The sequence below is a fragment of the Roseovarius sp. genome (genome assembly GCF_027019125.1).
In the GTDB taxonomy this organism is placed as follows: domain Bacteria; phylum Pseudomonadota; class Alphaproteobacteria; order Rhodobacterales; family Rhodobacteraceae; genus Roseovarius.
Genome location: NZ_JALUXE010000027.1, coordinates 22,223 through 36,438, shown reverse-complemented (window position 1 = coordinate 36,438; position 14,216 = coordinate 22,223). Strand labels below are relative to the sequence as shown.

Sequence of the window (14,216 nt, the reverse complement as noted above, 5' to 3'; positions counted from 1 at the left end):
AGAGGGTCTGAGCCGTTTCAGGCATGTGAAAGCAAACAGATTTGACACGAATTGCTCTAGCGAGAGCGTGCAGCAGGTCGGTCAACCGGCCGATATTGCCGCTTTTTGAGCAGTTCCAAGGCGCACCGCCCATTTTATTTGCAATCGCAGAAAGATTGCCGCGTTGCGGCATCGCGGATTACGGCTTTTGCCCGCGCCCTTGGACGAGAATACCCAAAAGCCCCAAGAGCCCAGATCCCACCATCAGCGTGACCGACACGGCGTTGAGCACCGGGGTCGAGCCTTCGCGCATCCGGTCGAACATCGTCACCGTCAGCGGTGCATTCGACCCGTTCAGGATCAGGGTGGTGTTGAAATTCTCGAAGGAAATCAAAAAGGCCACGATCCCCGCCCCAAAGAGTGCAGGCCGCAACCATGGCAGGGTGATGGTCCAGAACACCACCGCAGGCGTCGCGCCCAAGTTCAGCGCCGCCTCCTCCAGCGTGCGATCAAAGCGGCGCAGGCGCGCGGCGATGACAAGCGTCGCAATCGTGGTGATGAAGGAGAACTGCCCGAGAATCACCAGAAAGAGCCCCGGTCGCAGGGCAGAAATCTCGTAACCAGTCACGCTATTTACCGCCTCAGCCAGCGTGGACGAAAACACGAGGATGGAGATACCAAGGATCACCCCCGGAATGACCAGCGGTGCCAGCATCATCAGATAGGCGAATTCCTTGAACCTGAAATCGTGCCGGTCAAAGAGAAAGGCAGTCGTGGTCGCAACCGTCAGCGACAGCCCCGTTACCCAGAACGCGACGAAGGCCGAGTTGAAAAAGCCTGCCACAATGCGCCGGTCGTTGATCAGGCCCAAGCGGGGTTGCTCTGCCCCGATGAACCAATCCAGCGTGAACCCTTCCCATGGCAAGCCGGGAAACTGGCTGTCGTTGAAGGCAAAGACCGCCACGACGGCCAAAGGCAGCGCCATATAGACAAAGAACAGCGCCACATAGGCCGCGTAGGCAAAACGCAGGAACGGCGAACGAGGGAGAGAAGCCAGCATCCTAGCGCCCCAGCGTATTCGAAAGCGACTGACCCGACAGGCGCAGCAAGAGCCACACAAGCGCGCTTGAGGTGGCGAGGAGGATAAAACCAAAGGCCGATCCCAGCTCCCAATTGAAGCGGGTAATGAACTGCGCATAGATCTGCGCCGTGAACCACTGCCCGCTCTTGCCCCCCAAGAGGGTCGGCGTGAGATAATTGCCAAGCGCCAGCATGAACACAACGATAGAGCCTGCGATGATCCCGGGCATGGCATAGGGAATGACGATGCGTGTCATCACGGTCCAGCCATTGCCACCCAGATCATAGCCCGCCTCGACCAGCGCATCGTCCATCCCGTCGATGGTGGAAATCAGCGGCACGATCATGAAGAGCATCGAGGTATAGACCAGGCCAATCAGAATGGCCGCGTCATTATAGAGCAACTCGACGGGCCCGGAGGTCAGACCCAACCCCTGCAAGGCGTTGGAAATCAGTCCGGTCTCCCGCAAGAGCAGCATCCAGCCAAATACCCGCACGATCTCGGACACCCAGAACGGCAAAAGGCACAGCATGAAGAGCGCCGCCTTGGTGCGGCCCTGCGCGATCTTGGCGATGTAATAGGCGACGGGAAAGCCGATGAGGAATGTCAGGCCCGTGGCAATGATCGAAAAGACCACCGTGCGCAGCAGCGTCCATGGATAGACCCAGGTTGCCGCAAAATCCGCATAGTTGCGAAAGCCGGTTTCATAGACACGCGGGGCCACCTTTTCCCGCAGCGACAGGATCAGCATGTCGATATGCGGAATCACGATCAAGAGCGCGATCCACGCCGCAAAGGGCGCGAACAGCAACCAGAAGACCAGCTTGCCCTCGCGCATCACGCCCCCGCCGCCGCAAAGGACACAACCGCCGCCGGCCCAAGCCCGAGCGCCACAGAGGCCCCGCGCCGCAACGGTTCGGCCTCTCCCGATTGCGGCAAGAGTGCCTCGATCACGTCGCCCCCCGGCAGGCGCGCCAAAATCCGGCTCTGCGCGCCGTTAAACAGCACGTCCTCGATCACCGCCTCCAGCCGATTGGTGCTATCCTGCGCAGCTACGCCCACCGCGATGGATTCGGGACGAATGAAGATGTCGAACAGACCGCCCAACTCGGCCGCGCCCGACCGGGGGTTGGCAGCGGTCAGGGTCAGCCCCTGATCGGTGGCCAGTTTGCACCCTGTGCCATCCGCCGCGATCACCTTGGCGCGCAGTTTGTTGGCATCCCCCACGAAGCCCGCGACAAAGGCGGTTTGAGGGTGGAAATACAACTCCTCCGGCGTGCCAACCTGTTCGAAGCGTCCGGCGTTCATCACGGCCACCCGATCCGACATCATCATCGCCTCGGATTGGTCATGGGTAATATAGACGAAGGTCGTGCCAAACTCATGCTGCAACTGCTTGAGTTCGATCTTCATGTGTTCGCGCAGCTTGAGATCAAGCGCGCCCAAGGGTTCATCCAGCAGCAAAACCGCCGGGTCCAGAACCATGGCCCGCGCAATCGCGATCCGCTGCTTTTGTCCGCCCGAGAGCTGGTCGATCCGCTTGGGCCCGGCATCCGCGAGGCCCACCCTTTCCAGCACGTCCGCCACCGCGCGAGCGATCTCGGGGCGCGGCGTGCCGCGACGGCGCAGGCCATAGGCGATATTCTCGGCCACGGTCATCATGGGAAAGAGCGCCAGATGCTGAAACACAAGGTTCACGGGCCGCCGATTGGGCGGTGTATCCAGAACCGACCCGCCCTTGATCAGGATATCGCCCGAATCCGGACGCGCAAATCCGGCCATCATCCGCAGCAAGGTGGTTTTACCACAGCCGGACGGGCCGAGGATGGAGAAAAACGATCCCTTGGGAATTGCAAAGGACACATCGTCCACAGCAGTGAAAGCGCCGAACCGCTTGATCAGGTTACGGCATTCGAGATCGGCGGCTAAGCTGTCCACGTCTTTTGACCTTTCGGGGTCGACGCGGCGGTTGGCCCGCCGCGTCGCCTGATGGTTATTGTGCGGCGATCTGATCCAGCAGACGGCCTTCGATGTCCTCAAGGCCTGCGGGGATCGGCGGGAACCACTTGATGTTGGAAATCACCTCGGGCGGGAACGCCTCTTGATAGGCGGCGCGCAGCGCCGGATCGACGAGATCGTCAGAGCCCTTGGAGGCCGAGAACGACCCCGCCTGATTGACGATCTGTGCCGCAATGTCAGGGCGCATCACAAAGTTGATCCACTTGTAGGCCGCCGCGTCATTCTCGCCCTTGGCGGGAAGGGCGAAAGTGTCGATCCAGCCCAAGGCGCCTGTCGAGGGCGCCACGAAATTCCACTTGGAATCCTCGGCATTCAGCTTGAACCCGGTGGCATCCCACGCCTCTGCGGCCACAACCTCGCCCGAGCGCATCATCGCCAAGAGATCGTCGGCACCGCTCCAATAGGCCTTCACATTGGCCTTGCATTCGCCCATCGCGTCGGCGGCAGCGGTGATGATTTCCTCGTATTTCGCGGGATCGGAATAGGCCGCGAACGGGTCCTCTCCGGCAGCAAAGGCAAAGCCGAGTAGGGCAATGCGCTTGGTCCGCATGGAAATCTTGCCTGCGTAGTCCGCAGAGCAGAGATCGGCATAGGTCTTGATGTCGCCCGCAACAGAGCGATCCACGGCAAAGCCCGACACGCCCCAGATATGCGCCACGCCATAGGCCGCGCCATCAACCGTGGTTGCGGCCACGGAGGCATCGTAGAGATCGCCGATGAATTGCTCTTTGTCGATCTGGCTCAGGTCGAGCGGCTTGTAGATGCCGAATTCCTGCTGCGGGCCAAGGATACGGTCCTGGCTCGGCTGCGCCAGATCAAAACCTGCCCCACCCGTGGCGCGCAGCTTGGAAATCATGTCCTCGTTGTTGGACAGGGTCACTTCAACGTCGATGCCCGTCTCGGCCTTGAAGGCCGCGACCACAGCCTCGGGCGCATAGCCGCCCCAGGTCAAAAGACGCAAGGTCTCGGCAGACCCCGCAGTGCCAACCAGCGCAAAGGCTGCGCTGGTCAGGACAGTTCCCAACAGCTTTCTCATAGTCCACTCCCTGTGTATCACCCGGTTTCCGGGCCGTTGTTGTTGCGGCCAAACGCTAGGCCTCTGCCGCGCATGCGTCAAGCCATGCGCAGATCACGGCTAAGCGAGCGGATCATCGAGGGTCAGAGCGTCAGGATGGTCGAGCCTATGGTTTGCCGTCCCTCCAGCGCGCGATGCGCGTCGGCGACCTGATCCAGCGGGAAGCGCTGACCGATGTTGACCTTGACCGCGCCACTCTCGACCTTGTCGAACAGGTGCCGGGCCATATCCTGACAACGGGCATGATCGGCGAGGAAGGTGAACAGCGTGGTGCGCGTCAGTTTGAGCGATCCCTTGGCCGCCAGCGTGAGCAGGCTGACAGGCTCTACCGGACCCGAGGCATTGCCGAAGGACATCATCATGCCCAATGGCTTAAGGCAATCGAGCGAGCGATCGAACGTGTCCTTGCCCACCCCATCCATCACAACATCCACGCCCTTGCCTTCGGTCAACGCTTTGACTTCAGACACAAAATCAGCATCGCGGTAATTGATGCAGGCCGACGCGCCATTCTCCATCGCAAGGCGGCATTTCTCGTCCGTGCCAGCGGTCCCTATCAAGCGGATGCCTTCCGAGCGCGCCCATTGGCAGGCCAAGAGCCCGACACCCCCGGCGGCGGCATGGAACAGCACCGTCTGTCCCGCCTCGAGTGGCCAGACCCGGTGGAAGAGATATTCCACCGTCATCCCCTGCAACATGATCGAGGCAGCATCCTCAAAGGAAATTCCCTCTGGCAAGGGACAGACCTGCGATGCAGGCATCACCCGCGCCTCGGCATAAGCCCCCGGCGGGGTTGCGGCATAGGCGGCGCGGTCACCGGGTTTGAGATGCGTAACGCCCTCACCCACCGCCTCGACAATCCCTGCCGCCTCCATTCCCAATGCATGCGGATAGGCGAGCGGATAAAGGCCAGTGCGCTGATAAACATCAATAAAATTCAAGCCACAGGCCATATGCCGGATGCGGATTTCACCCGATCCCGGCTCTCCCACCGGCATATCGACCAGCTTCAACTCCTCAGCCCCGCCTGCCTTTTCGATAATGACCGTTCGCGCCATGTCCTGCTCCCTCTCATCCATTCCATGAACCCTGTCGCCATGCGGCGATTGCAGTGGAATAAAGGCCAGTCCGCGAAGAAAGGCAATCCCGCCCCCGGGATTTCCGGCGCTCTGCCCCAACCGATACACTCACCGTCGGAGTGCCCGCACCGCCCCCCGTGCCACGCAGGATGTAGATGCCTCACGCCGCTTGACGCCCCGATTTAGCCCCTGATACGCTCGGAGGGGTGGGTATTTGTCCGACACTACGTTTTTCAAGACTGCCGAATTCGCCCCAGCGAAACCCGCGATTTGGGGCGTGCGATGGGCCGACGGAGCCATGAACCAACAAGTCAGGACAAAGCATGAAATGCGCCGAAATCTTTGAGATTACAGGGGAAACCATGCTCTTGCGGTCTGCGCCGGTGGCGGTTGCAGATACGTTTTTGACGGCTTTCCCATTGCGCAGCTGCGCGGGGGGCGAGACGGATTTGGCGGACGGCGAAGCCGCGCAAGATCCGGCAGAGGCAGGGAGTAACACATTGTGAATAAATTGGAAATTGCCTTTGCCGCGATTGATGCGGCCAACCGGCATGACCCGGATACACGCGAAGGAGAACCGGCGGCGTGGCTCTATGGGCGACGGATGAGCGCGGAGTGTGACCGGCTATTCCCCAACGCATCAGAGGCCCTGCAGATTGCCGCGCGGGGCCAGCATATCGAGCGCTGGATATTGAAAAGACAGGATTTTCCAGAAGGGCGCGCGGGCTATCTGACATGGCGCACCACCCTTGCCAAGCATCATGCAACCCGTGTGGGCGAGATCATGCAAGACGCAGGATATGACAGCCAAGACATTGATCGCGCTCAGAAAATGATCCGCAAGGAGGGGATCAAGCGGGATGCGGAGGTGCAAGCCCTGGAGGATGTAATCTGCTTTACCTTTCTCAAATGGTATTTCGCCCCTTTTGCGCCCTCGCAAACCCCTGAAAAGCTGGATCGGATCGTCACCAAGACAGCGCTGAAAATGTCGGAGGACGGGCGCGCGCGGGTGTTGGAAGAGTTCGATCTGCCCGAGTCCCTGGCGGTTCATTTCCGGGTTTGAACCTTGCAAACCTTACAAACCTACAGGCGATTTTGTAAGGTTTGCAGGGCGGTTCAGCGGCCAGATCCTGCCCGGACAAGAGCAGGCGGAAAATGCCGACGCAAAATCAGGGGGAGCCGAGATCGAGACCGATCGGCCAGCCCCGGGCGCGATACTGCGGGGGGTGTCCTGCCATGTGACGTGCAGGCGGGCGACGACGTGCAACAGAAGAGATGCCGCGTGACAGCCGGAGAGAAGGTAAGGAAGGGTAAAGAACGGGGGCGTGTCCGATACGAATCCGGTCGTGACCTTGGCCGCGTCGTCCGCGCCCCTTATGGTCGGAAAGACCACGGTCAAACCCTCGGGGAAATGGAATGTCTGCACCAAGATTACATTCTCGGAAGGAACCAGCCGTTGAACACGCGGCCATCATCGTAAGCCACGGCCAGCCCTCGGATCCGGACCCGGCAGAGGCGGCGCTGGCAGAATTTGCCGCGAACGTCGCGCGGTCCCTGCCCGGCTGGCATGTGGGATCGGCCACCCTGGCCAAGCCCGGCGCGCTGGAGGCGGCGCTGGCCGATGCCGGGGCAGGCGCGCGGATTTTTCCCTATTTCATGACGGGGGGCTGGTTCACCGGCGAGGCGTTGATGCAGCGACTGGAGGGGGTGCAGGCGGAGGTCTTGCCGCCCTTTGGTCTTGACCCCGGATTGCCGGGGCTGGCGGCGGCGCTGTTGGCCGACGTGATGACCGAACAGGGCTGGCACGCGCCGGAGGTGCGGGTGTTTCTGGCGGCGCACGGATCGGGGCGCAGCCCGCAGACGGCGCGGGACACGCAGGCGTTTGCCGCAGCCCTGGCCGAGCTTTTGCCAGTGGCCGAACTGCGGGTGGGATTTGTCGAGGAACCGCCCTATCTGGCGGATCAGGCGTTTGATCTGGGGGCGCGGGCGATTTGCCTGCCGTTCTTTGCCGCCAAGGGCGGGCATGTGCTGGACGATATTCCGGATGCGCTGGCTCTGGCGGAGTTTCAGGGTGTTTTGATGGACCCGCTCGGCTGTGCGCCCGGGGCGGCGGCGTTGGTGGCCCGCAGTCTGGCGCGGGCACAGGTGCCGGCATGATGCGCGCGGCTTTCCCGCTGCTCAACCCGTTCATGGCACCGGCGGTGACGATCAATTTCGTAATGTTGGCGTTGATTCTGTGTTGGCCATTGGCGTTGCCGATCAATCGGCTTGTCACGGGTTGGGTGCGCGGGCTGATTGACGAGGCGGAACGCGGCGCGTCCTGACCGGGTATCGGCCGGAGTGGCCGCTGAGGCCGATTGGGGGCTTGCGTTGGACCGCGCCCTGTCGCGCGCGTATTTGATTCATATCAGGGGCAAGCTCTGAAATCCGGTGGATACTCTGTCGCGGAATGGTTCCTTGCCGCTGACCTCCGGGCGGCGGGCGCGTCGTGTGTGCCTTACGAGTTGTCCGGGTCTTTTGCGCTGGACCGTCACAGACGCGGATCAGACGACCACAAAGGCCGGGTTGGCCCCCTCAGATCCAAGGAGAGCAGTGCAGCATGGCCCGCAAACCAACCCTACGCAAGACACCGTTGCCCAGATCGGCGGCGACCAAGCCCCTGTCCGTGGTGGAGCCCCTGGTGCAGACGCCTGCCCAAGAGCCGTCCGCTGAGAAACGCGACCCGCACCCCCATGCCGCGCTGGATCGCGCCGCCATGGCAAGCCTTGCCCGGTTTACAGGCGGGTTGTCGCCACATGCGATGATTGACGCGTGGAGCGATTGGGCGATGCATCTGGGCCGCGCGCCGGGGCGGCAACTGGAACTGGTGGAACGGGCGCAGTCAAATGCGTTGAAGCTGATGCATTTCACCGCCGCGCAGATGTTTGGCCAGACGGCGGACAAGCCGTTTCAGCCGGGGCGTTATGACACGCGCTGGTCGCATCAAGGCTGGGACAAGCCGCCCTTTGCCCTTTGGCAACAGGGATTTCTGGCAACGCAGGATTGGTGGCATGCGGCCACCTCGGAATTGCGCGGATTGCGCCGGCAGAATGCGGATCGGACCGGCTTTTTGATGCGGCAGCTTCTCGATACGGTCTCGCCGTCGAATTTCCCGCTGGGCAATCCGGAAATTCTGGACAAGACGCTGGCGAGCGGGGGGCGCAACCTGATCGACGGGGCTGCGCATTATGCCGATGACGCCCGTCATATTCTGGCGCAGGAACATCGGCCGGTGCCAGAGGCGTTCGCGCTTGGCGAGGTTCTGGCCAGCACGCCGGGCGTCGTGGTCTATCGCAACGCATTGATGGAATTGATCCAGTATACGCCGACCACGGCAAAGGTGCAGGCCGAACCGGTGCTCATCGTGCCAGCCTGGATCATGAAATACTATATTCTCGATCTTTCGCCCGAGAACTCTCTGGTGCGGTGGCTGGTTGGGCAGGGCTATACGGTGTTCTGCATTTCCTGGCACAATCCGGGCGCGGACGATGCCGAGCTGTCCCTAGAGGCATATCGCAAGCAGGGGATCATGCAGGCGCTCGAGGTCATCAACGGGATCGTTCCGGGACAAAGGGTGCATACCAATGGCTATTGCCTTGGCGGCACGCTGCTGGCCATCGCGGCGGCGGCGATGGCGCGCGATGGCGATGACAGGCTGGCATCGGTCACATTGATGGCGGCCCAGGTGGATTTCGCCGAAGCGGGCGAATTGCTGTTGTTTCTTGATGAAAGTCAGGTCGCATTCCTTGAGGATCTGATGTGGTCGCAGGGCTATCTGGATCGGCCACAGATGTCGGGCGCCTTTGCCGCGATCCGGTCTGAGGATCTGATCTGGTCGCGCGCGGTGCGGCGTTATTTCCTGGGAGAGCCGGATTTGCCCACCGATGTCACGGTCTGGGTCAATGACACGACACGGATGCCCGCCCGGATGCATTCGGAATACCTGCGCGGGATCTTTCTGGAGAACCGCATCTCGGCGGGTCGGTTTGCCGTGGAGGGCAAGGTGATCGCGCTCAAGGATATTTCAGTGCCGCTCTTTGTCATCGGCACCGAGACCGACCACATCGCGCCCTGGCGGTCCGTCTACAAGACAGCCCTTTTTACCGGTTGTGATCTGCATTTCCTGTTGACCAAAGGCGGGCACAACAGCGGCATCCTGTCAGAGCCGGGGCATCGGGGACGGCATTATCGGATCGGCCGCCGGCCAGCGGGGGCGCTGTATCGCGATCCCGACACCTGGCTTGCCGCGCATGAGCCGCGCCCCGGGTCCTGGTGGCCGGAATGGGCAAGCTGGCTGGCCCGTCACAGCAGCGGGACCGTGCCTGCGCGCACACCCGGCGCAGACCCGGCCTATCCCGCGCTGGAACAGGCACCCGGAACATATATCCACCAGACCTGACGACTGGCCCCGGAGCAAAAGGCACAGGGGCCAGAGGCGGCGAAGCGTGGACAGTCACGCGCAGATGCCCGAGGGCTGCGCCGGATGTGTGGTGCGCATGGCACCACGGGACGGTGTGTTTGTCAGATGGCCCTCTGTGTTCTCAGAGTGGCGGGGGCGACTGCGGGTCTGCCGGAGGGCAGATTCACCGTGCGGGACCCTGCGACCGTCTCTGCCACCATCTCGGCCGTCACCGCCGACAGGGTCCACCCCAAGTGCCCATGGCCGGTGTTATAGAATACGCGCTCCCGTTTGCCCTGCCCAACCTTCGGCATCATGTTCGGCATCATCGGACGCAGGCCCGCCCATGGAATCGCGTGTTCGGTGCTGACACCCGGGAAGAACCGTTCGCACCATTTCACCAGCGGGCGCACCCGGTCATCCCGAATGTCGAGATTATAACCGTTGAACTCTGCGGTGCCGGCGATGCGGAACCGGTCCTTGCCCAGACGGCTGGTGACGACCTTGGCCTCGTCATCGAGCAAGCTGATCCAGGGCGCAGAGCGCTGGCTGTCTTCATCATCGAGGCGAACGGTGATCGAATAGCCCTTGACCGGATAGACATTCACCCGGTCGCCGAGCTGCGCCGCCAGGTCGCGGCTTTCGACGCCTGCACAGACGACGATGGCGTCGAATGTTTCGGTCTGACTTTCGTTGTTCCGGCTCCAGGTCAGGCGCACCTCGTTCTTGTCCACCTTCAGGTCATCGACATCAGTGCCGAAGCGCAGCACCGCCCCACCCTTCTCGATGGATCTGGCAAGACCCGTCGTGTAGCGGTGAATATCGCCGGTGAAATCGCTCTCGGTGTAGTAGCCGCCGTAGAAATCGCCACGGAGCGCCGGTTCGATCTGGCGCATTTCCTCGGGCGCCACGGCGCGACGCGCAAGCCCGCCCTGGGCGAGCAGCTTGTTGACCTCGGTGGCGTGGTCGAATTCAGTCTTGTCCGTGTAGACATGCAGAATGCCGCGATCTTCACAGTCGAAGTCGAAGCCATGGCGCGCGGCCTTTTCCCGCAACAGACCCCGCGCAGCGATTGCCATGCGGGTCGTCTCGACGGTGTTGGCCCGGTATTGCGGGATCGACGCCACGAACTCGGCCATCCAGCTGTATTTGTGCCAGCTTGGCCTGGGATTGACGAGAAGCGGCGCGCCCCGCGTCATCATCCACTTCATGCCCTTGAAAACCGTGGACCAACGGTTCCAGGTTTCGGCATTCGACGCGGACAACTGCCCGCCATTGGCAAAGGAGGTTTGCATCGCGGCATAGCGATTGCGGTCAAACAAGGTGACATCATAGCCCCTGTCCATCAGGCTCGAGGCAGTGGTCACGCCGGTAATTCCGGCGCCGATTACGGCAATTCTGGTCATGGCATCCTCCCGCGACCCAAGGTTTCGTCCTGCCGGATGACAGGTCCAATCCCCTCTGTCGCGGGATGCGGAGGCTCCGCCGCGCGCTTCAGACGCCCATGCCAATCACAGTCCTTTTGCCTGAGAGGTTCCGGGGGGTTGCTCCTTCGGCGCCGAGAGTTCGGCCTCTCCTGTGACAGCTTGGTAGGCTGCAAAAGCTCTAGATTGAATTTAGTCTTAAATCAAGATTATTTTAAACTGCATCTTTATGCCACTCTTGGGCCAGAGCATTTCGATAATCTTCCGAGGTCACCCAGGCCCCGAGACGGGCGAGGATTTCGTTGAAGGCCCGCATCTCCTGTGAGGAGAGCGGGTCCGTCAGGATCACCTCGAGCCGATCGGACAGGCGGCGCGCCACTTGTCGAACCTCCTTGCCCCTTGGCGTTGTGGAGAGCAGGAACACCCGTGCGTCTTCGCTGGAGTTTTCGCGCTCGATCAGGTTGGCGCCGATCAGGTTCTGAATGATTCGTGATGTCAAACTTCGTTCAAAACCAGTTATTTTAGCGATTTCCGCGAAAGTCGTGCCCGGCCGGTCATCAATCAGACGCAACACCCGCAGGTCGCGGATCCGGCATCCGGTCTCGCGCAGGAAGATCTCGTCATTGGCCTGGATCGCTTCTTGCGCGACGATGTTCAACCTGTACGTCAGGCGCTCATTCTTGAATGTCTTGTCGGTCTGCACGATCCGCTTCTCCTTTGGTCGATACGGAAAAGGTATCACGTCTTACCCTGATTTCCATATGAAATAGTCTTAACAAGAAACTATCTTGCCGGACAAGTATCTCCGTGCAATATTCTCACATTGAGATGAATCGGAGGCCGCGCAGATGTTTCCCACCTGGTACGAGACCCAACGCAGAACATCGCAGGAGTGGCTGCAAACCCTGCATCGCCACCCGGAAACCGGTTTCGAGGAGGTGCGGACGGCGGCCTTTGTCGCGGAGCGGTTGGCCGCCCTCGGATACAGTGTCGCGACGGGCATCGGCGGCACGGGCGTCGTCGGGACGCTGCATGGTCAAGATGCGTCACCCGAAGCGCCCGGACGTTGCATCGCCTTTCGGGCGGAGCTGGATGCCCTGCCGATGCAGGAAAAGGCCAGGGTCGGCTACGCGTCCGAAATTCCCGCCCGGTTTCACGGCTGCGGGCACGACGGCCATATGGTCACCGCACTGACCGCCGCCGCCTATCTTGCGGCGCATCGGGATTTCGATGGCACGGTTCGTTTCATCTTTCAGCCCGCCGAGGAACTGTTGACCGGCGCACGCGCGATGATCGCGGACGGCCTCTTTGAGCGGTTCCCCTGCGAAGAGGTCTATGCCCTGCACAATTCGCCGGACCTGCCCGCCGGTCAGGTCGGCGTGCCGACGACAGCGGCTCTGTCCTCTGCGGACAACATTGATATCACGATCCGGGCGCAAGGGGCGCACGGGTCGATGCCGCATACCGGGCAGGATGCCATCGCAGCCGCCGCCCACCTGATCGCAGCCGTTCAGCAGGCCGCGACCCGAAGTTTTGATGCCCGCCATACCGGCGTGATTTCCTTTGGTCTGATCCAGGGTGGAACCGCCCGCAATATCCTGCCCGATACCGTCCGGATCGAAGGGACAATGCGCACGACCGCGACCGACGTGCGTGATACGCTGGCCGATTTGCTGAAGGACGCGGTCCGCGCGACCGAGCTGCTCTTTGGCGTTTTCATCGAGATCGAGGTGAACAGCATGGTGCCCGTGACGGTGAACAATCCCGTTTGCGTCGCCGCCGCCGTGGCTGCGGCAACGCGGGTCGTTGGATCGGAGCGTGTCACAGAGAACGCCCGCAGCCTCATGGCATCCGAAGATTTTTCGGAACTCTCGGCGCTCGTGCCCGGTGCGTATTTCTTCATCGGTCAGGGCGGTTATGCCCCTCACCATCCCGAATTCGTCTTCGACCCGGACATCATCCCTGTCGGGGCTGCCATCTTTGCCGATCTGGCAAAGCACCGCACGCGCGCAACGCTCAACTCTCACCACCTGACCTGAACCAGACATCATCCAAGGGAGGAACCAGATGATCGCCTTCACCAAATCCATGTTCAAATGCGCTGTCGCCGCAACCGCTATGGTGGCGGGAACGATGGCCAGCTCCGAGACACTCACCATGTCGTCCTGGGTACCGCCGACCCATTTCATTCATACCGATTTCCTCGTGCCCTTTACGGAAAAGGTCGCCGAAGTCACCCAAGGTCGCGTCAACGTCATGATCCTGCCTGCGCCGCTGGCCAGCCCGCCGCAGCACTGGGAGCTGGCCCGCAACGGTGTGGCCGACATCACATGGGGCAATTTCACCTACGAGCCCGAGCGCTTTGTCTCGCTCTGGTTTGCCGAGTTTCCGAATGCCGGCACCAATGCCGAGGCGCAGAGCCGGGCGCTGTGGCAGACCTATGAGGCCTATCTCGGCGATAACGCGGCCTTCGCTGGTGTGAAGATGCTTGCCGTCGGCATGTTCGGTGGCGGCCAGCTTCACCATGGGTCCAAGACGGTGACCTCGCTCGACGACATGGCCAACGTCAAGTTCCGCATGGGCGGGCCGATCCAGGAAAAGCTGCTGACCTCGCTCGGCGCGGTTCCCGTCGCGGCCCCGGCAACCAAGGCCTATGAGATGCTGGAAAGCGGCGTCATCGACGGCTCGCTTCACACCATGGAATCGGTGGTCAACTTCCGCCTCGAGGACAGTCTCGAGCATCACACCATCTTTCCGAACGGATTTTACGACGCGACCTTCTTCGTCGTCATGAACGGTGCAAAATGGGACGGGCTGTCCGACGAGGACAAAGCCGCCATCGAGGGCATCATCGGTGAAGAGCTCTCTGCGGCATGGGGCAAGAATTTTGACATGCAGAGCCCCGCAGCGATCGAAAAGCTGAGCGCGGCCGGGCATGACATCGTGGAAGCCTCGCCCGAACTGATCGCGGCGGTGGATACCATCTATGACGCGATGGTTGCCGATTGGGTCGAGGCCGCCAAGGCCGCCGGTGTCGACGACCCGCAGGCGATGCTGAACTTCTACAACGATACCTACACGTCGCTCGCGCCGCAAACTGCCGCGCCCGTGTCGCAGTAGC

13 protein-coding genes and 1 riboswitch are annotated in these 14,216 nt (G+C 61.6%); of the genes, 6 read left to right on the top strand and 7 right to left on the bottom strand.

The window, feature by feature from the left end; all coding sequences use genetic code 11:
• Positions 1-178: 178 nt before the first annotated feature.
• The 5 genes from MVC20_RS08415 to MVC20_RS08395 form a co-directional block, all read right to left on the bottom strand.
• Complete coding sequence (locus MVC20_RS08415) at positions 179-1,039, bottom strand: ABC transporter permease (protein WP_297540310.1); 861 nt, start codon at positions 1,037-1,039, stop codon at positions 179-181.
• A gap of 1 nt (position 1,040) precedes the next feature.
• Positions 1,041-1,898 carry an ABC transporter permease gene (locus MVC20_RS08410; RefSeq protein ID WP_297540308.1) on the bottom strand — a complete coding sequence of 286 codons (858 nt, stop codon included), beginning with the start codon at positions 1,896-1,898 and terminating at the stop codon, positions 1,041-1,043.
• Positions 1,898-2,998 carry an ABC transporter ATP-binding protein gene (locus tag MVC20_RS08405; RefSeq protein ID WP_297540306.1) on the bottom strand — a complete coding sequence of 367 codons (1,101 nt, stop codon included), beginning with the start codon at positions 2,996-2,998 and terminating at the stop codon, positions 1,898-1,900. The genes MVC20_RS08410 and MVC20_RS08405 overlap by 1 nt, the downstream gene beginning before the upstream one ends.
• A gap of 55 nt (positions 2,999-3,053) precedes the next feature.
• Positions 3,054-4,115: an extracellular solute-binding protein gene (locus MVC20_RS08400; protein WP_297540304.1), complete on the bottom strand. Its 1,062-nt coding sequence runs from the start codon at positions 4,113-4,115 to the stop codon at positions 3,054-3,056.
• Positions 4,116-4,237: 122 nt separating this feature from the next.
• Positions 4,238-5,212 (bottom strand): quinone oxidoreductase, encoded by a 975-nt coding sequence (locus MVC20_RS08395; protein WP_297540302.1) that lies wholly within the window; start codon positions 5,210-5,212, stop codon positions 4,238-4,240.
• 523 nt (positions 5,213-5,735) lie between these two features.
• Between MVC20_RS08395 and MVC20_RS08390 the strand changes: the two genes are divergently transcribed.
• The 4 genes from MVC20_RS08390 (at position 5,736) to MVC20_RS08375 (ending at position 9,671) form a co-directional block, all read left to right on the top strand.
• Positions 5,736-6,296: a DUF4202 domain-containing protein gene (locus MVC20_RS08390; protein WP_297540301.1), complete on the top strand. Its 561-nt coding sequence runs from the start codon at positions 5,736-5,738 to the stop codon at positions 6,294-6,296.
• 353 nt (positions 6,297-6,649) lie between these two features.
• Complete coding sequence (locus MVC20_RS08385; RefSeq protein ID WP_297540299.1) at positions 6,650-7,390, top strand: CbiX/SirB N-terminal domain-containing protein; 741 nt, start codon at positions 6,650-6,652, stop codon at positions 7,388-7,390.
• Positions 7,387-7,557: a hypothetical protein gene (locus MVC20_RS08380; RefSeq protein ID WP_297540298.1), complete on the top strand. Its 171-nt coding sequence runs from the start codon at positions 7,387-7,389 to the stop codon at positions 7,555-7,557. The genes MVC20_RS08385 and MVC20_RS08380 overlap by 4 nt, the downstream gene beginning before the upstream one ends.
• A gap of 275 nt (positions 7,558-7,832) precedes the next feature.
• Positions 7,833-9,671 carry an alpha/beta fold hydrolase gene (locus MVC20_RS08375; RefSeq protein ID WP_297540296.1) on the top strand — a complete coding sequence of 613 codons (1,839 nt, stop codon included), beginning with the start codon at positions 7,833-7,835 and terminating at the stop codon, positions 9,669-9,671.
• Between the two features lie 122 nt (positions 9,672-9,793).
• On the opposite strand, the gene MVC20_RS08370 is transcribed toward MVC20_RS08375, so the two are convergent.
• Complete coding sequence (locus tag MVC20_RS08370) at positions 9,794-11,077, bottom strand: D-amino acid dehydrogenase (RefSeq protein WP_297540294.1); 1,284 nt, start codon at positions 11,075-11,077, stop codon at positions 9,794-9,796.
• Between the two features lie 98 nt (positions 11,078-11,175).
• Positions 11,176-11,260, bottom strand: a riboswitch (glycine riboswitch).
• A 49-nt stretch (positions 11,261-11,309) separates the two neighbouring features.
• On the bottom strand, positions 11,310-11,798 hold the full coding sequence (locus MVC20_RS08365; RefSeq protein ID WP_297540292.1) for a MarR family winged helix-turn-helix transcriptional regulator: 489 nt from the start codon (positions 11,796-11,798) through the stop codon (positions 11,310-11,312).
• Positions 11,799-11,943: 145 nt separating this feature from the next.
• Between MVC20_RS08365 and MVC20_RS08360 the strand changes: the two genes are divergently transcribed.
• The gene (locus MVC20_RS08360) at positions 11,944-13,134 is read left to right on the top strand and encodes an amidohydrolase (protein WP_297540290.1); all 1,191 of its coding nucleotides are present in this window, start codon (positions 11,944-11,946) and stop codon (positions 13,132-13,134) included.
• Between the two features lie 28 nt (positions 13,135-13,162).
• Positions 13,163-14,215, top strand: coding sequence for a TRAP transporter substrate-binding protein (locus tag MVC20_RS08355; RefSeq protein ID WP_297540288.1), 1,053 nt, complete (start codon positions 13,163-13,165; stop codon positions 14,213-14,215).
• Position 14,216 lies beyond the last annotated feature (1 nt).

Coding starts and splice junctions, on each gene's coding strand:
- MVC20_RS08415 (WP_297540310.1), bottom strand. CDS start 1,039: ATGCTGGCTTCTCTCCCTCGTTCGCCGTTCCTGCGTTTTGCCTACGCG.
- MVC20_RS08410 (WP_297540308.1), bottom strand. CDS start 1,898: ATGCGCGAGGGCAAGCTGGTCTTCTGGTTGCTGTTCGCGCCCTTTGCG.
- MVC20_RS08400 (WP_297540304.1), bottom strand. CDS start 4,115: ATGAGAAAGCTGTTGGGAACTGTCCTGACCAGCGCAGCCTTTGCGCTG.
- MVC20_RS08395 (WP_297540302.1), bottom strand. CDS start 5,212: ATGGCGCGAACGGTCATTATCGAAAAGGCAGGCGGGGCTGAGGAGTTG.
- MVC20_RS08385 (WP_297540299.1), top strand. CDS start 6,650: ATGTCTGCACCAAGATTACATTCTCGGAAGGAACCAGCCGTTGAACAC.
- MVC20_RS08380 (WP_297540298.1), top strand. CDS start 7,387: ATGATGCGCGCGGCTTTCCCGCTGCTCAACCCGTTCATGGCACCGGCG.
- MVC20_RS08375 (WP_297540296.1), top strand. CDS start 7,833: ATGGCCCGCAAACCAACCCTACGCAAGACACCGTTGCCCAGATCGGCG.
- MVC20_RS08370 (WP_297540294.1), bottom strand. CDS start 11,077: ATGACCAGAATTGCCGTAATCGGCGCCGGAATTACCGGCGTGACCACT.
- MVC20_RS08360 (WP_297540290.1), top strand. CDS start 11,944: ATGTTTCCCACCTGGTACGAGACCCAACGCAGAACATCGCAGGAGTGG.
- MVC20_RS08355 (WP_297540288.1), top strand. CDS start 13,163: ATGATCGCCTTCACCAAATCCATGTTCAAATGCGCTGTCGCCGCAACC.